Genomic DNA, 24,883 nt, shown 5'->3' on the forward strand with positions numbered 1-24,883 from the left:
TTGAGCCGGGCCCGCAAGCCTGCGCCCTGATCCAGCCCCGCGCTGTGGGTTGCGGGCCCGGCTCAAAGTGATTTCACGGCCTCAGGCGACGGGATGACCACCCAGCTCCTCCGATGACAAGCTTCCTGCTGCTCACCCGTTATGTATAAGCGCTGTTACAATCGCTTCCGTGTCCCTGGCCCGCGCCTTTGTCGACCTTGCTCCGCTCCGTGCCTCGCCGCCCTTTCGGCGGCTTTGGCTCGGCCGGGTCTTCTCCGGCTTTGGCTCGCAGATGACCCTCGTTGCCGTCATGTTCCAGGTCTGGGAACAGACTCGGAGCACCCTGTGGACCGGGGTTGTCGGGCTTGCTCAAGCCCTGCCCATTGTCGTCTTCGGCCTTTTCAGTGGGTCGCTGGTGGACCGGGTTGATCGGCGGAAGGTTGCCCTTGTTGCCACCACCGGTCAAGCCGTCTGCTCCGTCTTCCTTGCCGTGCAAGGGTTTCTCGGGGATGTGCCGGTTGTCGCGTTGGCGCTGGTCGCCGGCCAATCGTGTTTTGTCGCCTGTGGTGGGCCGGCCGCTCGGACCTTCGTCCCGCGGCTGCTTCCACCCGGACAGCTGGCCGCCGGGCTGGCTCTGGACCGGATTGCCTTTCAAAGCGCCATGCTGCTCGGCCCCGCGCTCGGCGGGCTCGTTCTCGGGTGGGTCGGCGTCGGTGGCTGCTACGTCGTCGACGCTCTCACCTTCGGCCTCGCCTTCTACGGCGTCTTCGGCCTCCCCGCGATGTGGCCCGATGGCGAGCCTTCGCGGCCGGGGCTTCGGGGGGTGGTCGATGGGCTTGCCTTCCTCGTGCGGACGCCCGTGGTGCGCGGGGCGCTGCTCACCGATCTCGCCGCCACCGTCCTGTCCATGCCGATCAGCCTGTTCCCGCTCGTCAACGCCGAACGCTTCGCCGGCGATCCGCGGACGCTCGGCCTGTTCCTGTCGGCCGTCGCGGTCGGCGGGGTTGTGGCTTCCGTCTTCTCCGGGACCTTCACGCGGCTGCCCCGGCCCGGCCGGGTGATGCTCGCCGGGTCCGCCCTCTGGGGTGCCGCGCTGACCGGGTTCGGGCTGGCGCCGGACCGGTGGCTCGGGCTCGCCTGCCTCGTCCTCGCCGGGGCGGCCGACACGGTGTCGGTGGTTTCGCGCAGTGCGCTCGTCCAGCTGGCCACGCCGGACGCGCTGCTCGGCCGGGTTGCGGCCGCCGAGCAGATCGTCGGCCAGGCCGGTCCGGATGTCGGCAACCTGCGCGGTGGGCTCGTTGCCAGTGCCGTTTCGGGTACCTTTGCGCTGGTCAGCGGTGGGTTGCTATGCGTGCTGGCGGTGGTGCTCGTCGGCGCGGTGACGCCCGGCCTGCGCCGCTTCTCGACCGCCGCCGAGGCCGTTGCGAACGGTTAGCCCGGCGACGGTGCCAGTTCCAGCGCCTTCTCCGCGCCCTGGATGAGGTCGGCGTAGGTGATCACCTCGACGCGCCCGAGGTGGGCGTTGTACGTCCGGAGTGTGTCGGGGACGTGCTCGCGGGCCTTGGGGTCCGGCACGTGCTGCGGGTCGCCGATGACCACCGTGGCGAACGCGCGGCGGCATTCGATGCCGAGCTTCTCCTTGATCGTGGTGCGTTCTTCGTCGAATTCGCGCAGGTAGTTGATGCTCTGGCCGACCGCCTTGTTCACCTCGGGGCCGACGACGAAGTAGTTCCGGTGGGGGATGACCAGATCCGGGATGCAGGCCCGTTTCAGTTCGACCACGTGGAGTGCGCCGTCGGCGCGGATCAGGGGGACGTCCAGCTGGGTCATCACCGTCAGGTGCCGTCGCTTCGCCTTGTCGACGAACTTTCCGCCGAACATCCACCAGCTTTCCTCGAGGATCTTCTGGAATTCGTTCTCCTTGGCCGCCGGATCCCGGACGACTTCGGAAAGCGCCGTGATGACGTCCCGCTGCTTCGCGGCCTGGATGCCGTCGAGCAGCACCTGCCCGGCGCCGTGCGCGGCCAGGATTCCGGCCCCGTTCGGGGCGTCCGCCAGCGCTTCCGCCAATTGGGCCAATTGGCCCGCGTCCGCTTCGCCCGTCTGGACCTTCCGGATGACGGCCGCGAGCGGGGCGTCCGGCTCGGCGGGCTCGAAACGGCCCGAGAGGAACCGGTGCAGTTCGGCGATGTCGGCGTCCTCGCACGTCCACCCGCTCGCGCCCGGCCGCAGGTCGAACCCGGAGAAATCGGGGCGCGGTGTCCAGGAATTGACCACCAGGATCAGCTGCCCGTCGCCGCTTTGTTCCGGTACATAATAGAGCGTCGCGGTTTTGTAGACGTTTTCGCCCCGGTGGACGACCGTGGATTCGACGTGCCGGTAGCCGGGGGGTGTCGATTCTTCGATCCGCCTGATCAACTCGTCGGCGGGATCCGGTTCGCCGGGTGAGGAGGTCACGCCAGGCAGTCGCGCCGCCACTCGGTGGCGTTACGACGATCAGCGCAACCCGAGGTCACTACCTGCGGTGGCAAGATCACGAAACCCGGCCGCGTGACGGCGGTTTCTTTCCGGCCCTCCTGACCGTCCTGTCAGTAGGTTACCCGTTCGCCTTCCTGTCACTCTTTCGCGTGAACCTGGCGGGGCATATTTCTCGGCAACGTATTTGCGGCCCGGGAAATCGTCATCTACAGTCCGGCTGATCACGGCCGAACGAGCCGTATTCCGTGGTCCCCATAATTCTCTCCGAGGAGTGGCATGCTTCATCGCGCCTCGACACGCCGGCTCGCCGTGCTCGCCCTGGCCTTCGCCGTCCTGCTGACCGGGTGCAGCCAGCTCAAGAGCTCCTCCGCCGCCGGTGACGTCGAAAAGCCGTCGATCCGGGTCGCGATCCTCACCACCGTCGACCTCGCGCCGCTCTGGCTGGCCCAGGAGGGCGGGTACTTCAAGGCCGAGGGCCTCGAGGTGCAGACCGACGTCGGCGCCAGCGGGCAGGAGACGCTCAGCCGGATGACGAGCGGCCAGGACGACCTCGCGCTGTCCACCTACACCCTGTTCTTCTTGGCCAAGAGCAGCGGCGCCGCCGACGTGAAGCTGGTGACCGACGGGACGTCGGCGAGCCCGCGCAGCAACGAGGTCGTCACCGTGCCGAACTCGCCGGTCAAGACGGTGACCGACCTCCAGGGCAAGCGGATCGCCATCAGTTCGAAGAACGCCGCCTCGGACGTGCTGACCCGGTCGGTGATGCGCGACCACGGCGTCGACCCCGGCAAGGTGCAGTGGGTGCCGATGCCGCTGTCGGAGATGAGCGGCGCGCTGGCGCAGGGGAAGGTCGACGCGGCCTACCAGCCGGAACCGTTCCTCACCCAGGCCGCCCGGACCGCGGGTGCGTTCCCGGTCATCGACGCCGCCAGCGGCAGCACCCAGAACTTCCCGCTCACCGGCTACGGCGCCACCGCCAAGTGGGTCCAGGACCACCCGAAGACGATGCGGGCGTTCCAGCGCGCGATGCTCAACGCGACCCGCGCCGCCGTCGACCGGGCCCGGATCGAACCGCTGGTCGTCCGCAACGCCAAGGTCGACCAGGACATCGCCAGCCTGATGGTGATGCCCGCCTTCGGGTCGAGCCTGGACGCCCGCCGCATCCAGCGGGTGCCGGACCTGCTGCAGCAGCTGGGCGTGGTCCAGACGAAGCTCGACGCCTCTTCGATGATCGCCCCGCAGACCGGCACCGGCTGAGCCGGCGACCGGTCGCGAAGAGGGCGGGTGCGCATCGCGCATCCGCCCTCTTTTGTATGTGGCCGAGGGTTTCCGCAACGGCCGCTATCCCGAAATTTTCAGACCACCGGGCGCCCGTCCGGTTTCGGTGATTCGCACCTTGACACGACCGCCGCTGCAGCCCAGTCTCTTCATACCGACCGCGCGGTACGACGTTGTCCACATGGTGGGATAGGAGAGTCATCGATGGCGCTTCCCGGCGAAGACCTGCTCGTGGTCGACGGCCTCACCGTGCGGTTCGGCGGTCTCACCGCCCTGCACGACGTCCACCTCAGCGTCGACGCCGGCACCGTCGTCGGGGTCATCGGGCCCAACGGCGCGGGCAAGACGACGCTGTTCAACGTCGTCTGCGGCTTCGTCCGGCCCCAGGCGGGCCGGGTGCTGTGGCGGGGGCGCCCGCTCGTCCGGCACCGCCCGGAGCACCTCGCGCGGCTCGGGATCGTCCGGACGCTCCAAGGCCTCGGGCTCTTCCCCGGCCTGACGGTCCTGGAGAACGTGATGGCCGGCGCGGGCCGCCACGCCCGCACCGGCGCGTTCCCCGCCCTCGTCGGCGCCGGCCGCTCGGCCCGCGACGAAGCCGAGCTGGCCGGGCGGGCCCGGGAGACCCTGGGCGAACTCGGGATCGCCGACCTCGCCGGCCGGCTGCCCGGCGTGCTGCCCTACGGCGTGCGGAAACGGGTGGCGCTCGCGCGGGCCCTGGTGGCCGAGCCCGACCTGCTGCTGCTCGACGAGCCCGCGAGCGGGCTGTCGTCCGCCGAGCTCGTCGAGCTCTCGACGTTGATCCTCTCGCTGCGGCGGAACATGGCGGTGGTGCTGGTGGAACACCACATGGACCTGGTCATGCAGGTCTGCGACCAGGTGGTGGTGCTGAACTTCGGCGAGGTGATCGCGACCGGCCCGCCGGCGCGGATCCAGGCCGACCCCCGCGTGGCCGAGGCCTACCTCGGCGACCCCGCCGAGGAGGCGTCCGGTGCTTGAGATCGAAGAGCTGTCCGTGGCCTACGGCGCGGTCCGCGCGCTCGACGGCGTCGGCATCACCGTCGAACGCGGCGGGATCACCGCCGTGCTCGGCGCGAACGGGGCCGGGAAGACCACCCTGCTGCGCACCATCAGCGGCCTGCACCCCGCCCGCAGCGGCCGGATCGCCTGGGACAAGAAGGACCTCACCGGGCTGGCACCGGACCGGATCGCCCGCGGCGGCGTGGCGCACGTGCCCGAAGGCGGCGGCGTCATCACCGAGCTGACCGTCGACGAGAACCTCCGGCTGGGCGCGCTGTGGCGGCGGGACCGCGCCGACCGGGCCGCCGCCCGCCGGGAGATGTACGAGCTTTTCCCGGCCCTGGAGGAACGTTCGGCGAAACCCGCCTCGACGCTCTCCGGCGGCGAACGGCAGATGCTCGCCATCGGCCGGGCCCTGATGAGCCGGCCGTCGCTGCTGCTGCTCGACGAACCTTCGCTCGGCCTCGCGCCGCTCATCACCGCCCGGATCATGGGCATCCTGCGCGACCTGCGGGCCTCCACCGGGCTCACCGTCGTGCTCGTCGAGCAGAACGCGCACTCCGCCCTGTCCATCGCCGACCGGGGGTACGTCCTCGCGCTCGGCCGGGTCGTGGCCGTCGACACCGCGGCGGAACTGCTGGCCGACGACGGCCTCCGCCACGCCTACCTGGGTTTCTGACCGTCCTAATTGGAGGTGAACGGTCCGGTATGCAGGACTTCTTCGACCTGACCCTCGGCGGGATCTCGGCCGGCGCGGTGTACGCGGCGCTCGGGCTCGCCCTGGTCATCATCTACCGGGCCACCCGGGTGGTGAACTTCGCGCAACCCGCCCTCGCCCTGATCTCCACCTACCTCGCCTATTCGGTGACGAAGGCGACCGGCAGCTACTGGCTCGGGTTCGCCGTCGCGATCGTCGCCGGGACGCTGCTGGGCGTCGCCACCGAACGGCTGCTCATCCGGCCGCTGCGGCACCGCTCCGAGCTCAGCTCGATCATCGTCACCCTCGGGCTGCTGCTGGTGCTGCAGGCGGTCGCGGGCATGATCTGGTCCAACGAGCCGCTGGCGTTCCCGTACGCCTTCGACTTCCGCGGCCGGTTCTCCGCCAACGACCTGTTCGTGGTGCTGACCGTCGTCGCCATCGCCGCGCTGGTGCTGGTGGTGTTCAAGTACACGCCGCTGGGCCTGCGGATGCGGGCGGCCGCGTTCGCCCCCGAAGTGGCGCGCACCCTCGGCGTCCGGGTCGGGCTGATGCTCACCGCCGGCTGGGGACTGGCCGCGGCCGTCGGCTCCCTGGCCGGGCTGCTCGCCACCCCGCCGTTCCTCTTCCCGAACGTGCTGGACGGCGTCTTCGTCTACGCGCTCACCGCGGCCGTGCTCGGCGGCCTCGACAACCCCTTGGGCACCATCGCCGGCGGGTTCGTCCTCGGCGTCGGACTGTCCTATGTGTCCGGCTACTTCGGACCGGAGATGGTGACGATCGCCGCGCTCGCCATCCTGGTGGTCGTGCTGACGCTGCGGCCCAGCGGGCTGTTCGGCCGGGCCAAGGTGAGGCGGGTATGAGCGTGCGCACCGAACCACCCGAGGTCCTGGTGGCCCCGGCGAAGCAACGCCGGACGATGCCGCCGCTGCTCGTCCACGCCCTCGCCGCGCTGGGCGCGTTCGCGGTGGTGGTGCTGCTGACCCTGGTCACCGACGAGTTCACCAACCTGCGCCTCGCGACCATCGGGTACTACCTGGTCGCGGTGGCCGGGCTGACCCTGCTGACCGGCCTGACCGGCCAGGTGTCGCTGGGGCACGGCGCGTTCATGTTCATCGGCGCCTACACGGTGGCGCTGCTGGTGAAGCACGTGCCGTCGTTCCCGCTGTGGGCCGACCTGCTGCTGGCCGCGGCCGCCGGCGGGCTCGCCGGGCTGCTGGCCGGGGCGGCGGCGGCCCGGCTGCGCGGCCCGTACCTCGCCGGGGCGACCCTGGCGCTGGCCGTCGGCCTGCCCGCGCTGACCCGGAAGTTCCCCGACTTCCTGGGCGGCAGCAACGGGCTGAACTTCACCGTCCACAGCAGACCGGCCGGGATCGGTGTCCCGGAACTGCGCTGGCAGACCTGGATCGTCTGGCTCAGCGTGCTGCTCGCGCTGGTCCTGGTGGTGAACGTCGTCCGCGGCCGGCTCGGCCGGGACTTCCGCGCGGTCCGGGACGACGAGGTCGCCGCCGCGCTGAGCGGGATCGCCGTCGGGCGCACGAAGATCCTCGCCTTCCTGATCAGCGCGGTGTGCGGTGGGCTCGCCGGTGGCCTGCAGGCGTTCCTGCTGGGCACCGCCGCGCCCGGCTCGTTCACGCCCGCGCTGTCGCTGAGCCTGCTGGCCGCGGTGGTGCTGGGCGGGCTCGGGTCCCTGTGGGGCGCGCTGTGGGGCGCGGTCGCGCTCGTGTACTTCCAGGCCTGGTCCGAGGACCTCGCCGACGTCCTGCACCTGAACACCGACGTGGCCAACAACCTCCCGCTCGCGGTGTACGGCGTGATCCTCATCGTCGTCGTGCTCGCCTTCCCGCGTGGCATCCAGGGCGGTTTCCAGAAGCTCCGCGGGCTTCTCCGTCGACCCGCCGAAAAGAAGGAGAACCATGAGAACCACTAGGTACGGCGCGGGGTTCCTCGCCCTCGCCCTGACGCTGACCGCGTGCGGCGGCGCGGGGGAGAGCGACGGCGGCGGGCAGCAGGCCGCCGATTCGGCGGTCGGCGTGACGAAGGACGCCGTTGTCATCGGCACGCACCAGCCGCTCACCGGCCCGGCCGCGCCCGGGTACAGCAAGATCTCCGTCGGGGCCCGCGCGGTCTACCAGGCGATCAACGACGCCGGCGGGATCAACGGCCGCAAGATCGACTACAAGGTCGAGGACGACGGCTACAACCCGACGAAGACCGTCGAGGTCGTCAAGAAGCTCGTGCTGCAGGACAAGGTCTTCGCGATCGTCGGGGGCCTGGGGACGCCGACGCACTCGAAGGTCGTCGAGTACCTGAACTCCGAAGGCGTCCCGGACCTGCTGGTGTCCTCGGGCGCGCTCGCCTGGGACAACCCGCAGAAGGCGCCGATGACCTTCGGGTACCAGGTGGACTACACCCGGGAAGGCAAGATCCAGGGCAAGTACGTCAAGGACACCTTCGCGGGCAAGAAGGTCGGCTACTTCACGCAGAACGACGACGTCGGCCGCGACACCCAGGCCGGGCTCGACCAGTTCGTCAAGGACCAGGTCGTCGCCAAGCAGGGTTACGACAGCGCGAACACCGACGTCACGCCGCAGCTGTCGGCGCTCAAGGCGGCCGGGGCCGAGGTCGTGGTCTGCGCGTGCATCCCGGCGTTCACCGCGCTGTCGATCCTGGCCGCGGCGAAGATCGGGTACAAGCCGCAGTTCGTGGTCAGCAGCATCGGCGCGGACCCGGCGACGCTTTCCGGGCTGTTGCAGGACTTCGCCAAGCGCGGCGGCGCCAGCGTCTCGAGCGGGCAGCTGCTGGCCGGTCTGATCGGCACCGGGTACCTGCCCGACGTCGCCCAGACCTCGGACCCCTGGGTCGCCTACTTCAAGGGCATCCACGACAAGTACATCGCGAAGGAGCCGTTCACCAACACGGTGCTGTTCGGGATGGTGCAGGCCTACACGTTCGGGCAGGCGCTGAAGGCGGCCGGGCCGGACCCGACGCGGCAGAAGGTCGTCGACGCGATGAGCTCCGGCGCGCTGAAGGGGCCGGGACTGACCCCGTTCGGGTTCTCGAAGGACTCGCACGCCGGCTACACGGGCGCGTACGTGTTCAAGATCAACCCGGACACCACGACGACGGTGCTCCAGCCACCGGCCGTCACCGACCGGGGGACGGGCGCGATCTCGCCGTACTCCGGTGAGCGGGCCACTCCCGAGCAGGTCAACCTGGTGAGCAAGTGACGTCCGGGCCGGCTCGTGGGCGCCACGGGCCGGCCCGTCCGCTCACATAGGGTGGCGACATGAGTGTCAGGGAGAAGGTCGTGCGGGCGGCGGTGCGGCTGTTCGCCGAGAAGGGCTTCGAGGCGACGACGGTCCGCGAGATCGTCGAGGAAGCCGGCGTCACCAAGGGCGGGCTGTACCACTACTTCGAGTCCAAGGACGACCTGCTCTTCGAGATCTACGCGGCGATGCTGCGGATGCAGACGCGGCGGATGGTGACGATCGCCGAGTCGGACCTGCCGCTGCCCGAGCGGCTGCACGCGATCGTCGCCGACGTCGTGGTCACGAGCATCGCCGACCTCGACGCGGCGACGGTGTTCTTCCAGTCCTTCCCGCTGCTGGAGAAGTCCAAGCAGGTCCAGGTGCGGGCGGAGCGGCGGACGTACCACGAGCGAGTCCGCGACCTGGTCGCCGAGGGGCAGCAGTCCGGGGTCTTCCGCGCGGACGTCCCCGCCGATCTGGTGATCAACTACCACTTCGGCGCCATTCACCGGCTGGGGATGTGGTACCACCCGGAGGGCGAGCTGTCGGGGGAGCAGGTGGGGAAGCACTTCGCGGACCTGATGCTGCGCAGCCTCCGTCCATAGTGGACCGGTTTGACTTCGCCGCCGCCGTGGTATTGATCGGGATCATCGCTGTCTCGCCGAGGAGGGTGCTCGTGCAGATCCAGGTCAACACCGACCACAACGTCCACGGTGGCGAACGGCTGGCCGCCTACGTGACCACCGACCTGGAACAGGGCCTGTCCCGGTTCGGCGGGTGGCTGACCCGGGTGGAGGTGCACCTCAGCGAAGACGGGGGTGCCGAGACGGAGGACAAGAAGTGCGTGATCGAGGCCCGGCCCAGCGGCAAGCAGCCGGTGGCGGTCACCCATCACGCGGCCACCGTGGACGACGCCTACGCCGGGGCGACGCACAAGCTGGTGCGCGCGTTGGAGTCCCGGTACGAACGCGCCCACGACCACAAGGGCAGTGACAGCATCCGGCACATGCCCGCGCCGGAAGACCCCGTGATCGGCTAGTCTCGAAGCCGTGTCGAGCCCCGAAGCGTCCAGGACCGGGCTGCCGGTCTTCCCGGCGGCCCGATAACTCCCCGTTCCCGGGTTGCCGGGTGACCACGAAATCGTCCTGCCGATCTCGTGATCTCCTGGAGCTTCCGTGCCCCTGTACCTCCTCGCCCTGGCCGTGTTCGCCATGGGCACGTCCGAATTCATGCTGGCCGGGCTGGTGCCCGGCATCGCCGCCGCCTTCGCCGTCCCGGCGGCGCAGGCGGGGTACCTGACCTCCGCCTTCGCCGCCGGGATGGTCGCCGGCGCGCCGCTGATGGCGGCCCTGTCCCGGTCCTGGCGGCGGCGGACGGCGTTGCTGGGCTTCCTGGCGCTCTTCGCGCTGACCCACGTCGTGGGCGGGCTGACGACGTCGTTCGCCGTCCTGCTCGCGACGCGGGTGCTGGCCGCGGTGGCGAACGCGGGATTCCTCGCCGTGGCCCTGACCGCGGCGACCGGGTTCGCGCGCCCCGGCCGCGCGCTCGCCGTCCTGCTGAGCGGCACGACGGTGGCGTGCGTCGCCGGAGTGCCCGGTGGAGCGCTGCTGGATGCGGCGTTCGGCTGGCGGTCGGCGTTCTGGGCGGTGGCTGCGCTGTGCCTGCCCGCGTTCGCGGCGGTGTGGTGGATCCCGGACACCGCGGCGGGCGAGCGGCCGGTCGGGTTGCGGGCCGAGCTGGCGGAGTTGCGACCGCTGGCCGGGGTGCTCGCCGTCGCGGCGCTGGTGAACGCGGCCACGTTCGGGGTCTTCACGTACTTGGCGCCGGTGGCCGCGGGTGTCGCTCCGGTGCAGGTGGTGCTCGGTGCGTTCGGTGTGGGGTGCTTCGCCGGGATCACCGCGGCCGGGCGGCTCGCCGACCGGTGGTCCGGCCGGGTGGTGTCGGCCGGTGGGCCGCTGCTGCTCGCCGGGTGGCTCGCGGCGGCCCTGGCCGGGCAGGTCCCGGCGGTGCTCGTCACGCTCGCGTTCACGCAAGGTGCGTTGTCGTTCGCGGTCGGGGGCACGGTGATCGCCCGGATCCTGCGGCTGGCGGAGGGCGCTCCGACGATGAAGGGGTCCTACGCGACCGCTGCGCTCAACGTCGGGGCCACGGCCGGCCCTGTGCTGGCCGGGGCGGTGGCGAACCCCTTCTGGCCCGCGGCGGCGCTGGTGGCGGCGGCGCTCGCGACCTACGCCTGCCTGCGCCGCCGGACGTAGTGGGTGACCAGGCCCGCGATCGCCGCGACCGCGATGCCGCCGGCGATCGTCCGAGGTAGCAGATCCAGCCCCACGAGCAGGCCGCCGGCGTTGACCGTGGCACTGATCACCAGCACCAGCCACAGCAGGACCGGGGTCGAGGGACGCGTCGAAACGTTGTCGTTGTTCATGCCGTGAACGCTAAAGATCGGCCGCGCCGGCGGAAATGCCGTGCGCACCCGGATGCGGGGTAGTGCCTGCGCTACCCCGCATCCCGGCCGAGGTACGCCAGCACCGCCAGCACCCGGCGGTGCCCCGCGCCCTCGTCGGACGGCAGGCCCAGCTTCGCGAAGATGTTCCGGATGTGCTTCAGCACCGCGCCGTCGCTGACCACCAGCAGCTCCGCGATGGTGCCGTTGTTGTAGCCCTCGGCCATCAGCGCCAGCACTTCACGCTCTCGCGCGGTCAACGCCGCCAGGGGGTCCGCCGCGCGCCGGCGGGCCATCAGTTGGGCGATCACCTCCGGGTCCATCGCCGTGCCGCCCTTCGCCACCCGCTCGAGCGCGTCCAGGAACCGCTCGACCTTGCCGACGCGCTCCTTCAGCAGGTAGCCCACCCCGCCGACGCCGTCGGCCAGGAGCTCGACCGCGTAGCTCGTCTCCACGTGGGCCGACAGCACCAGCACCGGCAGCGCCGGGTGGATCTCGCGGGCCCGGACGGCCGCGCGCAGGCCTTCGTCGCGGTGGGTCGGGGGCATGCGGACGTCCATCACGACCGCGTCGGGCCGGTCGCCCTCGACGAAGGCCAGGAAGTCCTCGGCGTTGTCGACCGCCGCCGCCACTTCGATGCCCGCCGTCTTCAGCAACAGGGCGAGGCCTTCGCGCAGCAGCGCGTCGTCCTCCGCGATCACGACCCGCATGGCAGCTCCACTCGCAGCACGGTCGGCCCACCGGGTGGGCTGGTCAGGGTGAGGGTTCCGTCGAAGGCTTCGGCGCGGCGCCGGATGCCGGCCAGCCCGCTGCCGTCCGACTCGACCGCGCCGCCGCGGCCGTCGTCGCGGATCTCCAGGTACAGCAACGACGCCGTGCCGCCGAGCGCGATGTCCACTTTGGACGCATCGGCGTGCTTGGTGACGTTGGCCAGCGCCTCGGCGACGACGAAGTACGCCGCGGCCTCGACCGCGGCCGGGCGGCCCGCCTCGTACTCGACGTCGACCGCGGCCGGCACCGGGCAGCGCTCGGCGAGCGCCCGCACCGCCCCGGCCAGGCCGCGTTCGCTCAGCAGCGGCGGATAGATGCTGCGGACGACCGTGCGCAGCTCGGCCAGCGCGTCGGTCGCGGTGTCCTGGGCCTTGACCAGCAGGTCACGCGCGGTCGCCGGATCCCGGGCGTAGAGCTGCCCGGCGATGCCCAGCTGCAGCACGACCGCCGCGATCCGGGCCTGCGTGCCGTCGTGCAGGTCACGCTCGATGCGCCGCAGCTCGGCGCCGTGGGCTTCCAGCGCCGCCGCGCGGGTCGCGGTCAGCTCGGCGACCCGGTCCGCCAGCACGACGCCGGGCGCGGGCCGCAGCAGCCGCTGCGCGAGCCCCGCCTTCCACCGGGCGACGCGCGGCATCAGCAGGAACAACGCCACCATCGCGACCGCGCTGAGCACGCTCAGCCCCGCCATGGGCCACGAGTTCACCACCAGGCCGAGCTGGCCTTCGATGCCGCCGGGCACCCACGGCCAGACGACGGCGAAGACGACCTGCTGGAGTGCGCTCACCGGCAGGCCGAACGACAGCACCCCCAGGATCGTCCCGGTCGCCGCGTGGAGGGCGAGCCACGCGAGGTCGCGGCGGGTCGCCGGGTCCTTCAGCGGGGAGCCGTCGCGGTACGGCTCGGGGATCGGCTCGCCGAGTTGGCGCGCGGCCTGGCGGCGATCCACCCCGACCGGCCACCGGGACAGCCGGATCATCGGGGCCAGTGACGGGATCCCGACGCCGAACGGGCACAGCAGGACCACGGCGAACAGCCCGGTGAGGGCGAACATCGACAGCAGCGAAGTGCCGGCGCCGACCACGAGGTAACGAACCGCCGACCAGCACTCGCGCAAGCGGGTCGTCACGGCCACAGTGTCCCACCCCACCCGCGGGGTAGTGCTGGCGCTACCCCGCATCCACCTCCCCACAGGATCGATCCGCCGTCCGCGCCGCCCTAGTTTTCCTGGGGAGAGAACGAAGGGGATCGCAATGACCACAGGGAATGCGCTGGAACTGACCGGGGTCCGGAAGGTGTACGGCTCCGGTGACGGCGCCGTCACCGCGCTCGACGGCGTGTCGGCGGAAGTGGCCCGGGGGACATTCACCGCCGTGATGGGCCCGTCGGGCTCGGGCAAGAGCACCTTCCTGCACTGCGCGGCCGGCCTCGACCGGCCGACGTCGGGGCGCGTGCTGCTCGGCGGCACCGAAATCGGCCGGCTCAAGGAACGCCAGCTGACCGAGCTGCGGCGCACCCGGATCGGGTTCGTCTTCCAGGCCTACAACCTGCTGCCGTCGCTGAACGTGCTCCAGAACATCACCCTGCCGCTGCGGCTGGCCGGCACCAAGCCGGACCCGCAGTGGCTGCGGCAGGTCGTCGACGGCGTCGGGATCGCGAACCGGCTGGAGCACCGCCCGGCCGAGCTGTCCGGCGGGCAGCAGCAGCGCGTCGCGATCGCGCGGGCCCTGGTCACCCGGCCCGAGGTCGTGCTGGCCGACGAGCCGACCGGCGCCCTCGACACCCGCACCGGGCGGCAGGTCCTGGACCTGCTCCGCGCGATCGTCGAGCAGATGGGCCAGACCGTGCTGATGGTCACCCACGACCCGGTCGCGGCCTCCGCCGCGCACGGCGTGCTCTTTCTGGCCGACGGCAAGCTGGCCGGCCACCTCCCGCACCCCACCCCCGAGCGGGTCGCGGAGCGGATGACGCACCTCGGGGAGTGGTGAGCGTGCTGGACCTCGCCTGGCAGACGATCCGGAGCCGCCTCGGCGGGTTCGCCGGCGCCTTCATCGCCATCCTCTGCGGCACCGCCCTGGTCGCCGCCTGCGGCATCCTCATGGAATCCGGTCTGCGCGCCGGCGTCCCCACCCAGCGCTACGCCGCCGCGGCCGTTGTCGTCGGCGGAGCCCAGTCCGTGCGCCCGCCCGGCGCCGACGCCCTGTCCTCCGACCAGGTCGGCGAGCAGCCGCCGGTCCCGGCGGCGCTGGCCGGGCGGATCGCCGCCGTCCCCGGGGTGCGCGCGGCCGTGGCCGAGCAGAGCTTCCCGGCGCAGGTCGTCACCCGCGACGGCCGGGTGCTCGCCGACCGCGAGTCGCTGGGCCACAACTGGGACGCGGCCGTGCTGGCACCGTTCACCCTGCGCGGCGGCACCGCGCCCGCCACCGCGGACGAGGTCGTGCTGGACGCCGGCCTCGCCCGCCGGGCCGACGTCGGCGTCGGCGGCCAGGTGCGGATCACCACCCGGTCCGGGCCGGTGCCGTTCAAGGTGAGCGGCGTCGTCGACGGCACCGCGCGCCAAGCCGCCCTGTTCTTCACCCCCGGCCGGGCCGCCGAGCTGGCCGGCCGCCCCGGCCAGGTGCACGCGATCGGCGTCCTCGCCGACCCCGGCGTGGCGCCGGAGACGCTCGCCGAGCGGGTGCGGGCGGTCGCCGGCGGCGCCGAGGTGACCACCGGCGTCGAGCGCAGCAGCATCGAGTTCCTCGACGTCAGCCAGACCCGGGTGCTGCTGCTGGCCATCGCCGGCTCGTTCGGCGGGTTCGCGCTGCTGGTCGCGGTGTTCGTGGTGGCGAGCACCCTCGCCCTGACCATCAACCAGCGCCGCCGGGAGTTCGCGCTGCTGCGTGCGGTCGCGGCCACCCCGCGGCAGATCCGCAAGCTCATCGGCACCGAGACGACGCTGATCGCGCTCGTCGCCGGCGTCCTGGGCAGCCTGCTGGGCCTGGCGGTCGCCGGTGGCCTGCGGGACGCGTTCGCCGCGATCGGCGTGATCCCGGCCGACTTCGGGCTGGCGCTCAGCCCGCTCCCGCCGGCGGCGGCGGTCCTGCTCGGCCTGGGCGCGGCCCGGCTGGCGGCCTGGGCGGCCTCGCGGCGGCCGTCGTCGATCCGGCCCGTCGAGGCGCTGGGCGAGGCCGCGGTGGACCGCCGTGAGCTGGGCCGCGGCCGGCTGCTCACCGGCTGGGCCCTGGTGCTGGCCGGCGTCGGCGGCGCGCTCGTCCCGCTGTTCCTGCGCGGCGACATCGCCGCCGCGATCTCGACCATGTCCACCCTCGTCGTCGTCATCGGGCTGGCCGTGGTCGGCCCGCAGGTGACCGGGCTGGTCACCCGGTTCCTGGCCCCGGTGCTCGCGCGGGTCTGGCGGATCAGCGGCTACCTCGCCGGGGCGAACGCCCACGCCAACGCCCGGCGCGTCGCCGCGGCGGTGACCCCGCTGATGCTGGCCGTGGCGTTCGCGCTCGCCACCTTCTACGGGCCGACCGCGACCACGGCGGCGGCCCAGCAGGAGTCGGCACGGTCGACGACCGCCGACTACGTCCTCACCGCACCGGGCGGGCTCTCGCCCGAGGTGGCCGCGGCGGCCGGCCGGGTGCCGGGGGTCGCGGCGGCGACGCCGGTGGTCCGCACGTCGGTGATCACCGCGACGCCGGTCGGCGACAGCGTGGAGGTCCAGCGGACCCCCGCGCAGGGCCTGGCGGGCGACCGGGCCGGGGCCGCGCTCGAGCTGGGCGTCGACGCCGGACGGCTCGCCGACCTGACCGGGGACACCGTGGCGCTGAGCCGGGCGGAAGCGGACTGGCTGGAGAAGAAGCTCGGCGACGAGGTCGAGTTCTACTTCGGCGACGGCGTCCCGGCGAAGCTGCGGCTGGTCGCCACCTACACGCACGACCTGGCCTTCGGCGACTTCGTGCTGCCGGTCGCGCTGGCCCGCGAGCACATCGGCGGCCGGCTGGACGATTCGGTGCTGATCCGGCGGCAGCCCGGCGCCGACGCGGGAGCGGTGGCTTCGGCGCTGAGTGCGTTGCCCTATCCGGGTTTGGTGGTGGCTCCGGCGTCCGTCAGCACCGCGCCGGAAGGCGGCGAGCGGCAGGCGCAGTTCTACCTGAACCTGGTCGCGGCCGGCGTCATCGTCGGGTACCTCGCGATTTCGGTGGCCAACACGCTGGTCCTGACGACCGCGCAGCGCGGCCGGGAGTTCGCGCTGCTGCGGCTGGTCGGCACGACCCGCCGCCAGGTGACCCGGATGATGCGGCTCGAAGCACTGGCCACGGTCGGCATCGCGATCGTGCTGGGCACGCTGGTGGCCCTGGTCCCGTTGGCGCTGCTCAACTTCGGGTTGCGGGGCAACCCGGTCCCGGCCGGTCCGCTGACCGTCTACTTCGGAATCGTCGCCGGTGCGGCCGCGCTCGGGATGGTGGCGATCGGGGTGGCGACGTCGGTGGCGCTGCGGGCCCGGCCGATCGACGCGATCGGCGTCCGCGAATAGGGGGAGCGGGGTGAGCCGGGGCCGGCTCACCCCGCCCGGTGTCAGCAGGCCGTGTGGGTGTCCACGCCTTCGAAGGAAGTCACCAGATACTGGGTCGTCTGCCCGAGCAGCACCGAAGTGCCTGCGGCCACGCACTTCTCGCCCTGCTTGGCGCGGACGCCGCCGCCGTAGGCCAGCCCCCACACCTCGATCTTCGTGGCGGCGGAACCGCAGTTGCCCCAGTGGTAATCGCGTGCGGACGGGCCGGACGCGCCCGGCGTCCAGTAGTTGCCGCAGGTGACCGACTCCGTCGCGGACGCCGTGCCCGCCGTGACCGGCAGTGCCGTCGCGACGATTCCGAGCGCGACCGCGGCCGCAATTCGTTTCATGTGAATCCCCCGTGGTGATCGAGAACGGTGCGGTGCCCACGCTAGCGCTTTCCGGAAGCGGGAAATCCCCTAGAATTCCTAGGGGTTGACGCGGCGGTGTGCCCTGCGCGATCATCGAAACTTTCCGAAAGTTATTGCCCGACCAGCGGGACCGCTCGCATGCTTTTCCCATCCTGGCTCGCCTGCCAGCCTCGACGAGGAGGAAGCATGCTCACCAAGAAACGCGGCCGCAGCAGGGTGTTCGCCGGCGGCGCCGTCCTTGCGCTGATCGCCGCATTCCTGCCCGGAACCGCCTGGGCCGACACGGTCATCACGTCCAACCGGACGGGCACCGACAACGGGTACTACTACTCGTTCTGGACCGCCGGCGGCGGCTCGGTCTCCATGACGCTCTCCTCCGGCGGCAACTACCGGACCAACTGGAGCAACGTCAACAACTTCGTCGCCGGCAAGGGCTGGAGCAACGGCAGCCGCCGGACGGTGAACTACTCCGGCAGCTTCAACCCCTCCGGCAACAGCTACCTGGCCCTCTACGGCTGGACGTCCAACCCGCTCGTCGAGTACTACATCGTCGACAACTGGGGCAGCTGGCGGCCGACCGGGACGTACAAGGGCACCGTCACCAGCGACGGCGGCACGTACGACATCTACCAGACGACCCGCTACAACGCGCCGTCCGTCGAAGGCAACAAGACGTTCAACCAGTACTGGAGCGTGCGCCAGCAGCGGCGGACCGGCGGCAGCATCACCACCGGCAACCACTTCGACGCGTGGGGCCGGGCCGGCATGCGGCTGGGCAGCTTCAACTACTACATGATCCTGGCGACGGAGGGCTACCAGAGCAGCGGCAACTCTAACATCACGGTGGGCTGACCATGCGCCGGTCGATCACCATCCTGGCCACGGCGGCCCTCGCCGTGACGGGCACCATCGCCGTCACGCCGGCGGCTCAGGCGGCCGCGTGCAGCGGGTACGTGGGCCTGACGTTCGACGACGGGCCGTCGAACGCCCACACCCCGGCCATCCTGAACGCGTTGCGCCAGAACGGCTTGCGGGCGACGATGTTCAACGAGGGCCAGTACGCGGCCGCCTACCCGGCGCAGGTCCGCGCCCAGACGAGCGCGGGCATGTGGGTCGGCAACCACAGTTACACGCACCCGCACCTGACCCAGCAGAGCCAGGCGCAGGTGGACTCCGAGATTTCCCGCACCCAGCAGGCGATTTCGGCCGGCGGCGGCGGTACGCCCCGGCTGTTCCGCCCGCCGTACGGGGAAACGAACGCGACGGTCCAGTCGGTGGCGGCCAAGTACGGGCTCCGCCAGGTCATCTGGGACGTCGACTCGGGCGACTGGAACAACGCGAGCGTCAGCGCGATCGTCGCGGCCAACGCCCGGCTCACGAACGGCCAGGTCATCCTGATGCACGAATGGCCGGCCAACACCCTCTCCGCCATCCCGCAGATCGCCCGCACGCTGGCGAGCCGCGGGCTGTGCGCGGGGATGATCTCGCCGCAGACGGGGCGGGCGGTCGCCCCGGCCTGAGGCGTGCGGAGGGCGGCGCGGCGCTTGCACCCCGCCGCGCCGTCCTCCGAACCTCCACAGTGGATTCCCCGGCGGCCGTCCGGTGGTAGCCTGCCTCCCGGTGCCGGGAGGGTGATCATGGGGGAGCCGCGGGTGATCAGGGTGGTCGTGGTGGACGACCAGCAGGCCGTCCGCGAAGGCCTGGTCGCGCTCATGGGCCTGCTCGACGACGTCGAGGTGGCCGGCGCGGCGGCCGACGGCGCCGAAGCACTCACCCTCCTGCGGCGGCTCGACCGGATCGACGCGGTCCTGATGGACCTCACGATGCCGGTCATGAGCGGCGTCGAAGCGACCGAGCGGATCGTCCGCGACCACCCCGAGGTCGCCGTCCTGGTCCTGACGACGTACGCGGACGACGGATCGATCGCCGGCGCCCTGGCCGCGGGGGCGCGCGGCTACCTGACGAAGGACGCGGGCCGCAACGAGATCGGGGCCGCACTCCGGGCGGTGGTCGCCGGCCAGCTGACCTTCGGCGCGGGCGTGTCCGGCCGCGTGGCGTCCGCGTTGTCGGGCCGGGGCGCGGAGAAGGACCGGCTGCCGGACGGGCTGACCGCGCGCGAGGCCGAGGTCCTCGGCCTGATCGCGGCGGGCTTGAGCAACGGCCAGATCGCGGCCGAGCTCGTCATCGCCGAGGCAACGGTGAAGACGCACATCAACAACGCGTTCGCGAAGATCGGCGTGCGCAACCGGATCGAAGCCCTGCGGTACGCGGTCCAGCACGGCCTGGGCCGCGGTTTCCCGGCTTAGCGGCAACCCGGCTCACCGGCCCAGTTTCTTCAGGATGATCGCGATCACGCCGAGCAGCAGGACGAGCAGCAGGATTCCACCGCCGATGACGGCGAAGCGGAGGAACATGAAGCCGAGCACTTCGTTCATGGCTTTCCTTTCCGGGTGTTTCCGACGGAAAGGAAGTTAGGGCGGGACCCGGGTGGAGCGGGACCATCCGGCGGTGGAGATCCGGGTGGATCCGCCAGGCAAGGCGTCGGTCGACTCGGACATTTCACCGGCCTGGTGACGGCCGGTCGCCGGCGGCACCCGGAACCTGCCGGCCCGCCATCTCGTCACCGGCAATCCGGGCGCGGGATGGCCGTCGCGTCCGCCGAAGATCTGGCGCCGTCGGGCAACCGGTTGGTCGGCAACGCGCTGTCCGGCAACGGCGTCGACGTCGCCCACGCGGCTTCGGACCGGGCGCCGGGGAGCGGAACTGCTTGCAGGACAACGTCTTGACCTCGACCGCGACGGACGGGATCGCGAGTACGATGGCGTGCCCGGCGAGTCCCGGGCAGGCGGCGGGGTGCGCTCGGCTTTGCCGCCGGCCTCGCGCGCGGCCTGCCGGGGGCCGGTCGAACTCGACGGCTACCCGGTACCGCCGATCGCGCTGCCGGCCGAGCACGCCGGGGTCAAGCAGGGAAGCGCCTGGCGGCACTGGCGGCGGTGCTGCTGCTGGCGGCGTGTAGCGCGGAGCCGCGTCCGCTGTCCCCGGAGGAGGCGGAGCGGCTCGCGCCGGCGGGGTGGGTCCCGGCTGCCTGCGCGGGGAACCGACGGCCGCCGCCTTGCGCGGGCGGGCGGGGAGCCCTGTCTGGCGATCGCCGGTCGCGCCGCCGGGCGGGAGGTCTGCCCCGGCGATCGCCGGTTGCCCGGCTGGGTGGCGGGCGATCGCCGGCTACCCCTGCGGCGAACCGACAGCCGCCGCCTTGCGCGGGCGGCCGGGGAGCCCTGCCGGCCGGTCGCGCGGCCGAGCCGAGCCGGAGCCGCGTGTCCGCGTGCCTGGGTGTCCGCTCGACCTCAGCGGGCCGGGCGTAGGTGCTCGGCTCGCCAGTGGCGTCCGCGGCGGGGCGTCCGCCAGTGCCGTCCGCGCCAGGGGCGGACCGGGCCGCGTGCCGCCAGGAATGCCGGCTGGTGCTCCGCAAACCCTGCCGCCGTCAGCCCCATCAAAACTGGGTAGCGGACCTCGCCGCGGCGCAGCTCCGTGTCGCGGGGGCGGCCCTCCTCGCGGAAGCCCAGCTCTCCGTGCAGCGCCAGGGAGGCGAAATTGCTGCCGTTGATGCTGACCTCGCACTTGCGGTAGCGGCGCAGCTCGAACATGTACGCCAGCAGCACCGTGACCGCGTCGGCGGCGTACCCGCAGCGGCGGTACTGCGGGCCGATGCCGATTCCGTAGCTGAAGTGGCCGGTGGCCGGGTCGGCCTGGATCCAGATCGAGCCGACCAGCGTGCGGTTGTGCAGGGTCTCGATCGCGAAGTGGAAGTCGTCGCCCGTCGAGTCGCGGTGGGTCGCCCAGTGGCGGTAGCCGCCGATCTGGCGGTCGGAGCCGCGGTCGAAGCCGATCAGGGTGCGGTGATCCGCCGGGCGGACCTCCCGCAACCGCACCTTCCACCCCGCCCAGCTCATCGGCAGTGATGGTACAGCCCGGTCACCAGCAGCACAGCGTGGTCATGTCGTCGAGCCGGACAAACCTGGACGCGCCGTTCCACCGCGTGGACGGGGTGTCACAAGCTCCGCCCCGCCGGTGTCTTGAGGTCGTTCCGCCCGACGACACAGTGAGGACGAAGCCATGGACACCCGCCTCGACCTGTTTTCCACCGAGACCGGCGCCCGGCTGGGCAAGCGGTTCGCGAGCCTCGGCCAGGTCATCGACCGCTCGCCGCTGCCGAAGCTCACCCGGGAGCTGGTCAGCCTGCGGGCCAGCCAGATCAACGGCTGCGGCTGGTGCCTCGACATGCACGCCAAGGAGGCCGCCGCGGCCGGGGAGTCGGCGGTCCGGCTCGCGCTCGTCGCCGCCTGGCGGGAGTCGACGGTCTTCACCGAGGCCGAGCGGGCCGCGCTCGCGCTGGCCGAGGAGGGCACCCGGCTCGCCGACGCCGCCGAAGGCGTGTCCGACGAGACCTGGGCCCGGGTGCGCGAGCACTACGACGACGAGCAGGTCGCCGCCCTGATCGCGCTGGTCGCCCTGATCAACGCCGCCAACCGGCTGGCCGTGATCGTGCACCAGAAGGGCGGCTCCTACGAGCCCGGGCTGTTCGCCGCTTTCGCCGAAAAGGGCTGAACCAGCGCGGCGAGGACGGTGCCGAGCACGACCACCGGCGTGAGCGCGAGGAACGCGCCCCCGATGTGCCCGGCCACGTCCTCGCCGAGCAGGCTGCCGAAGACGGCCACCCCGAACGCCGCCCCGATCGACCGGGCGAAGGTGACCACTGCGCTCGCCGCCCCGATGTCGGCGGCCGGGACCGCGTTCTGCGCCGCCGTCAGCGCCACCATCGGGACCATGCCGATCCCGACGCCGGTGATGGCGAAGTACGCGATCAGTGCCGGCTGCGTCGTCCCCGGCGCCAGGGTGCTCAGCAACAGCAGCCCGGCGACGTTCAGCGCCATGCCGGTCACCAGGACGCCCCGCACGCGGCCCGGCGCGGCGACCCACCGCCCGGCCAGCGACTGGCTAACGACCAGCCCGAGCACCAGCGGCAGCAGGTGCACCCCGGACAGCGTCGCCGAGACGCCGGCCACGACCTGCAGGTACGTCGGCAGGTAGACCAGGACGCTGAACATCGCCACGTTGGCGATGAACCCGACGGCCGCGGCCACGACGACCGTGCGCGAGGGGAAGACCGGCAGCACCGGGGCCGCCGCGCGGCGCTCGACCGGGACCACCAGTCCGATGAGGACGATCGCCCCGCCCGCGAGGGCCAGCGTGCCCGGGGACGTCCAGCCCCACCGTGGGCCGGAGGAGGTGATCAGGACCAGCGCCGTGGCCGCCCCGGCCAGCAGCACCGCCCCGGCGTAGTCGATGCGGACGGGCGCCCGCCGGGTCGTCGTGGGCAGCGCCCGCGCCGCGAGCACCACGGCCACCAGCCCGAACGGGACGTTGATCAGGAACGCCCACCGCCACGACAGGTGGTCGGTGAACAGGCCGCCGAGCAGCGGTCCGGCGATGCTGGCGACGCCGTACACCGAGCCGAACCGGCCCTGGTGGCGCCCGCGCTCGGCGGGCGCCGCGATGTCTCCGACCAGAGCGAACGTCAGGACGATCATGCCGCCGCCGGCCAGCCCCTGCAGGGCGCGGGCGGCGATCAGCTGGGGCAGGTCCTGCGCCAGCCCGCAGAGCGCGGACGCGATCAGGAACGCCGTGGTGGCCACGAGGTAGAGGCGCTTGCGCCCCAGCAGGTCGCCGAGCTTGCCCCACAGCGGCGTCGCGGCGGTCGAAGCGAGCAGGTAGGACGCGGTGATCCAGGCGACGTCCCGGAACCCGCCGAGGTCGCGGGCGATCCGGGGCAGGGCGGTGGCGACGATGGTCTGGTCGAGCGCGGCCAGCAGGACGGCGAGGAGCAGCGCCGTCATCGCCGGCCGCACCGCGGGTCTGACGGGGGTGTCGAGCGTCATTTCGCGGCCGGAACGGTGATCGTCTTGTATTCGGTGTAGGTGCCGAGCCCGACAGCGCCGTACTCGCGGCCGAGGCCGCTGGCCTTGAACCCGCCGAACGGGCCGTCGAAGCCGATCGGCGCGCCGTTGATCGTCACCGTGCCGGTCCGCACCCGGCGGGCGACGGCGAGCGCGTGCGCCGGGTCCGCCGACCACACCCCGCCGGACAGGCCGTACTCGGAGTCGTTGGCGATGCGGACGGCGTCGTCCTCGTCGTCGTAGGCGATCACGACCAGGACCGGCCCGAAGATCTCCTCCTGCGCGATGCGCATCGAGTTGTCGACGTCGGCGAACAGCGTCGGCGTGACGTAGTTGCCCGTTTCCAGCCCCGCCGGGACGTCCGGGCCGCCGGTGACCAGCCGCGCGCCTTCCGAGACGCCGAGGCGGATGTAGTCCAGGACGCGCTGCTGCTGGTCACGGCGGATCATCGGGCCGATGAACGTCCCGTCGTCGGCCGGGTCGCCGACACCGAGCGACTCGACCAAGTCCTTCAGCCCGGCGACGACCTCCTCGTAGCGGTTGCGCGGCGCGAGGATGCGCGTCTGCGCGATGCAGGATTCGGCGTTGTTGAGCAGGGAGCCGAACTTGACGCCCTGGATCGCCGCGCCGAGGTCGGCGTCGGGCAGGATGACCATGGCCGATTTGCCGCCCAGCTCGAGGCTGACCCGCTTGAGCTGCTCCCCGGCCAGCGACGCGATGCGGCGCCCGGCGCGGGTCGACCCAGTGAAGGCGATCTTGTCGACGTCCGGGTGCTTGACCAGGTATTCGCTGGTCTCGCGGTCGGCGGGCAGGACGCTGATGACGCCCTCGGGCAGGCCGGCCTCGGCGAGCAGTTCCGCGAGCAGGTTCATGCTCAGCGTGTTCTCCGGCGAGACCTTCAGCACGACGGTGTTGCCGGCGAGCAGGGCCGGGATGATCTTGGCGGACGCCGAGGAGAACGGCGAGTTCCACGGGATGATCGCGGCGACCACGCCGATCGCTTCCCGGCGCACGACCGACCGGAACGGCGCGGCGGGATCCGACGGCTCCAGGGTCTCTTCCCAGCCGAACTCCTCGGCCGCCTTCAGGTAGGCGTTGGCCTGCCGGGTCAGGCCGGGCTGGCCGGCCTTGGTGAACCAGAGCGCCGAGCCGTTCTCCGCGGAGATGAGCGCCGCGATCTCGTCGGCGCGCTTCTCGCGCAGGGCGGCCAGCTTGCGGACGACGGCGATCCGCTCCGCGGGCGAGGTGCGCGGCCACGGGCCTTCGTCGAAGGCCTTCCGGGCGGCCGCGACGGCGCGGTCGACGTCCGCGGGCAGCGCCTGCGCGGCGCGGCCGAGGACGGAGTTGTCGTGCGGCGAACGGATGTCCAGCAGCTCGGTGCTGCTCGGGGCGGTCCACGTGCCGCCGATGAAGAGGTCCTGGTAGGTGACCACTGCTGCTCCCTAAGTCGATCTGTCACATCACTGTAGCACTTAAATGCCTCGCTGGTGTGACAGTTAATGCTAGGGTGGGCGAGTGAGAGCAGACGCCGCACGAAATCTCGAACTGCTGCTGACCACGGGCGCTCGCATGCTCGCCGAAGACCCGGCCACGAGCATCGCGGCGATCGCGGCGGAGGCCGGCGTCGACCGCCGGACCGTCTACCGCCGGTTCACGAGCCGGGAGGAGCTCCTGTCCGCGGTCTACCAGGTCCGCCTGGACGCGATCGAAGCGGCGATCGAGGCGGCCCGGTTCGGGGAGGCGCCGGTGGCGGAGGCGCTGCACCGGTACGTCCGGGGGATCGTCGAGGTCAACCGCACCTGGCCGACCGAGGTGAGCCGGATGCGCTCGGACCCGGAGATCTGGGCGCGGCGGCAGCGCGCGATCGAGGAGGTGGACCGGTTCCTCGAGCGGGCCGCCGGAGAGCACTTCCTGCGGGCGGGGCTGCCGGCCGGCTGGCCCGGCAGCGTTCTGGGGGCCCTGCTGCGTCTGTCCACAAAGGATCTTTCGGCCCTGGACAACCGCCTGGCCGCGGACGTCATCGTCGACACGTTCCTCCGCGCCTTCGGCGGCCCCTCGGTCTCGAACGCCTCGGCATGAGCCGGCTGCCGGCGTCTCCGCGCTGCGA

Annotated in this window: 25 protein-coding genes; 17 read left to right on the forward strand and 8 right to left on the reverse strand. The window is 72.0% G+C overall.

Features of this window, described 5'->3' with window-relative positions:
- The first annotated feature begins 169 nt into the window (after positions 1-169).
- Complete coding sequence (locus ACWEVN_RS06020) at positions 170-1,414, forward strand: MFS transporter (protein WP_452050456.1); 1,245 nt, start codon at positions 170-172, stop codon at positions 1,412-1,414.
- Here the strand turns inward: ACWEVN_RS06020 and ACWEVN_RS06025 are convergent.
- On the reverse strand, positions 1,411-2,436 hold the full coding sequence (locus ACWEVN_RS06025) for a Shedu anti-phage system protein SduA domain-containing protein (RefSeq protein WP_452050457.1): 1,026 nt from the start codon (positions 2,434-2,436) through the stop codon (positions 1,411-1,413). The genes ACWEVN_RS06020 and ACWEVN_RS06025 overlap by 4 nt on opposite strands.
- A gap of 297 nt (positions 2,437-2,733) precedes the next feature.
- Here ACWEVN_RS06025 and ACWEVN_RS06030 point away from each other — a divergent pair, with 297 nt between their 5' ends.
- From ACWEVN_RS06030 to ACWEVN_RS06070, 9 genes are all read left to right on the forward strand, one after another.
- A complete protein-coding gene (locus tag ACWEVN_RS06030; RefSeq protein WP_449684347.1) occupies positions 2,734-3,714 on the forward strand; it encodes an ABC transporter substrate-binding protein in 981 nt (326 codons plus the stop codon).
- 225 nt (positions 3,715-3,939) lie between these two features.
- Positions 3,940-4,731, forward strand: a complete 792-nt coding sequence (locus ACWEVN_RS06035; protein ID WP_452050458.1) for an ABC transporter ATP-binding protein — start codon at positions 3,940-3,942, stop codon at positions 4,729-4,731.
- Positions 4,724-5,431: an ABC transporter ATP-binding protein gene (locus tag ACWEVN_RS06040; RefSeq protein ID WP_449684349.1), complete on the forward strand. Its 708-nt coding sequence runs from the start codon at positions 4,724-4,726 to the stop codon at positions 5,429-5,431. The genes ACWEVN_RS06035 and ACWEVN_RS06040 overlap by 8 nt, the downstream gene beginning before the upstream one ends.
- Before the next feature lie 29 nt (positions 5,432-5,460).
- Positions 5,461-6,312 carry a branched-chain amino acid ABC transporter permease gene (locus ACWEVN_RS06045; protein WP_452050459.1) on the forward strand — a complete coding sequence of 284 codons (852 nt, stop codon included), beginning with the start codon at positions 5,461-5,463 and terminating at the stop codon, positions 6,310-6,312.
- Entirely contained in the window at positions 6,309-7,379 is a 1,071-nt protein-coding gene (locus ACWEVN_RS06050; RefSeq protein WP_452050460.1) for a branched-chain amino acid ABC transporter permease, read from the forward strand. The genes ACWEVN_RS06045 and ACWEVN_RS06050 overlap by 4 nt, the downstream gene beginning before the upstream one ends.
- Positions 7,366-8,679 (forward strand): ABC transporter substrate-binding protein, encoded by a 1,314-nt coding sequence (locus ACWEVN_RS06055; protein ID WP_449684352.1) that lies wholly within the window; start codon positions 7,366-7,368, stop codon positions 8,677-8,679. Before ACWEVN_RS06050 ends, ACWEVN_RS06055 begins: the two co-directional genes overlap by 14 nt.
- A 59-nt stretch (positions 8,680-8,738) precedes the next feature.
- The gene (locus ACWEVN_RS06060; protein WP_452050461.1) at positions 8,739-9,305 is read left to right on the forward strand and encodes a TetR/AcrR family transcriptional regulator; all 567 of its coding nucleotides are present in this window, start codon (positions 8,739-8,741) and stop codon (positions 9,303-9,305) included.
- A 71-nt stretch (positions 9,306-9,376) separates the two neighbouring features.
- Positions 9,377-9,739 carry an HPF/RaiA family ribosome-associated protein gene (locus ACWEVN_RS06065; protein WP_452050462.1) on the forward strand — a complete coding sequence of 121 codons (363 nt, stop codon included), beginning with the start codon at positions 9,377-9,379 and terminating at the stop codon, positions 9,737-9,739.
- A 172-nt stretch (positions 9,740-9,911) separates the two neighbouring features.
- Positions 9,912-10,955 (forward strand): MFS transporter, encoded by a 1,044-nt coding sequence (locus tag ACWEVN_RS06070; protein WP_452050502.1) that lies wholly within the window; start codon positions 9,912-9,914, stop codon positions 10,953-10,955.
- Here ACWEVN_RS06070 and ACWEVN_RS06075 read toward each other — a convergent pair.
- The 3 genes from ACWEVN_RS06075 to ACWEVN_RS06085 all read right to left on the reverse strand — a co-directional run bounded on the left by ACWEVN_RS06075 (position 10,928) and on the right by ACWEVN_RS06085 (position 13,040).
- Positions 10,928-11,125 (reverse strand): hypothetical protein, encoded by a 198-nt coding sequence (locus tag ACWEVN_RS06075; RefSeq protein ID WP_310975916.1) that lies wholly within the window; start codon positions 11,123-11,125, stop codon positions 10,928-10,930. The two genes, ACWEVN_RS06070 and ACWEVN_RS06075, sit on opposite strands and share 28 nt — an antisense overlap.
- Positions 11,126-11,196: 71 nt before the next feature.
- On the reverse strand, positions 11,197-11,853 hold the full coding sequence (locus ACWEVN_RS06080) for a response regulator transcription factor (protein WP_310975917.1): 657 nt from the start codon (positions 11,851-11,853) through the stop codon (positions 11,197-11,199).
- Positions 11,841-13,040 (reverse strand): sensor histidine kinase, encoded by a 1,200-nt coding sequence (locus tag ACWEVN_RS06085; protein ID WP_452050463.1) that lies wholly within the window; start codon positions 13,038-13,040, stop codon positions 11,841-11,843. The genes ACWEVN_RS06080 and ACWEVN_RS06085 overlap by 13 nt, the downstream gene beginning before the upstream one ends.
- 124 nt (positions 13,041-13,164) lie before the next feature.
- Here ACWEVN_RS06085 and ACWEVN_RS06090 point away from each other — a divergent pair, with 124 nt between their 5' ends.
- Complete coding sequence (locus tag ACWEVN_RS06090; RefSeq protein ID WP_452050464.1) at positions 13,165-13,899, forward strand: ABC transporter ATP-binding protein; 735 nt, start codon at positions 13,165-13,167, stop codon at positions 13,897-13,899.
- Positions 13,893-16,433 (forward strand): ABC transporter permease, encoded by a 2,541-nt coding sequence (locus tag ACWEVN_RS06095; RefSeq protein ID WP_452050465.1) that lies wholly within the window; start codon positions 13,893-13,895, stop codon positions 16,431-16,433. Before ACWEVN_RS06090 ends, ACWEVN_RS06095 begins: the two co-directional genes overlap by 7 nt.
- A 41-nt stretch (positions 16,434-16,474) precedes the next feature.
- Here ACWEVN_RS06095 and ACWEVN_RS06100 read toward each other — a convergent pair whose 3' ends face one another.
- Entirely contained in the window at positions 16,475-16,801 is a 327-nt protein-coding gene (locus tag ACWEVN_RS06100; RefSeq protein WP_449684359.1) for a hypothetical protein, read from the reverse strand.
- Positions 16,802-17,008: 207 nt separating this feature from the next.
- Here ACWEVN_RS06100 and ACWEVN_RS06105 point away from each other — a divergent pair, with 207 nt between their 5' ends.
- The 3 genes from ACWEVN_RS06105 (at position 17,009) to ACWEVN_RS06115 (ending at position 19,128) form a co-directional block, all read left to right on the forward strand.
- Complete coding sequence (locus ACWEVN_RS06105; RefSeq protein WP_310975922.1) at positions 17,009-17,674, forward strand: glycoside hydrolase family 11 protein; 666 nt, start codon at positions 17,009-17,011, stop codon at positions 17,672-17,674.
- Between the two features lie 2 nt (positions 17,675-17,676).
- Positions 17,677-18,342, forward strand: coding sequence for a polysaccharide deacetylase family protein (locus ACWEVN_RS06110; RefSeq protein WP_452050466.1), 666 nt, complete (start codon positions 17,677-17,679; stop codon positions 18,340-18,342).
- 132 nt (positions 18,343-18,474) lie between these two features.
- Positions 18,475-19,128 (forward strand): response regulator, encoded by a 654-nt coding sequence (locus ACWEVN_RS06115; RefSeq protein WP_452050467.1) that lies wholly within the window; start codon positions 18,475-18,477, stop codon positions 19,126-19,128.
- Positions 19,129-20,166: 1,038 nt separating this feature from the next.
- Here the strand turns inward: ACWEVN_RS06115 and ACWEVN_RS06120 are convergent.
- Positions 20,167-20,772: a GNAT family N-acetyltransferase gene (locus tag ACWEVN_RS06120; RefSeq protein ID WP_449684362.1), complete on the reverse strand. Its 606-nt coding sequence runs from the start codon at positions 20,770-20,772 to the stop codon at positions 20,167-20,169.
- A gap of 163 nt (positions 20,773-20,935) precedes the next feature.
- Here ACWEVN_RS06120 and ACWEVN_RS06125 point away from each other — a divergent pair, with 163 nt between their 5' ends.
- Positions 20,936-21,427: a carboxymuconolactone decarboxylase family protein gene (locus ACWEVN_RS06125; RefSeq protein ID WP_452050468.1), complete on the forward strand. Its 492-nt coding sequence runs from the start codon at positions 20,936-20,938 to the stop codon at positions 21,425-21,427.
- On the opposite strand, the gene ACWEVN_RS06130 is transcribed toward ACWEVN_RS06125, so the two are convergent.
- A complete protein-coding gene (locus ACWEVN_RS06130) occupies positions 21,385-22,716 on the reverse strand; it encodes an MDR family MFS transporter (RefSeq protein ID WP_452050469.1) in 1,332 nt (443 codons plus the stop codon). The two genes, ACWEVN_RS06125 and ACWEVN_RS06130, sit on opposite strands and share 43 nt — an antisense overlap.
- A gap of 38 nt (positions 22,717-22,754) precedes the next feature.
- Complete coding sequence (locus tag ACWEVN_RS06135) at positions 22,755-24,209, reverse strand: aldehyde dehydrogenase (RefSeq protein WP_452050470.1); 1,455 nt, start codon at positions 24,207-24,209, stop codon at positions 22,755-22,757.
- A gap of 82 nt (positions 24,210-24,291) precedes the next feature.
- Here ACWEVN_RS06135 and ACWEVN_RS06140 point away from each other — a divergent pair, with 82 nt between their 5' ends.
- Positions 24,292-24,855, forward strand: a complete 564-nt coding sequence (locus ACWEVN_RS06140) for a TetR/AcrR family transcriptional regulator (RefSeq protein WP_449684366.1) — start codon at positions 24,292-24,294, stop codon at positions 24,853-24,855.
- The last annotated feature ends 28 nt before the right edge of the window (positions 24,856-24,883 follow it).

It is taken from the genome of Amycolatopsis sp. NPDC003861 (assembly GCF_053605405.1).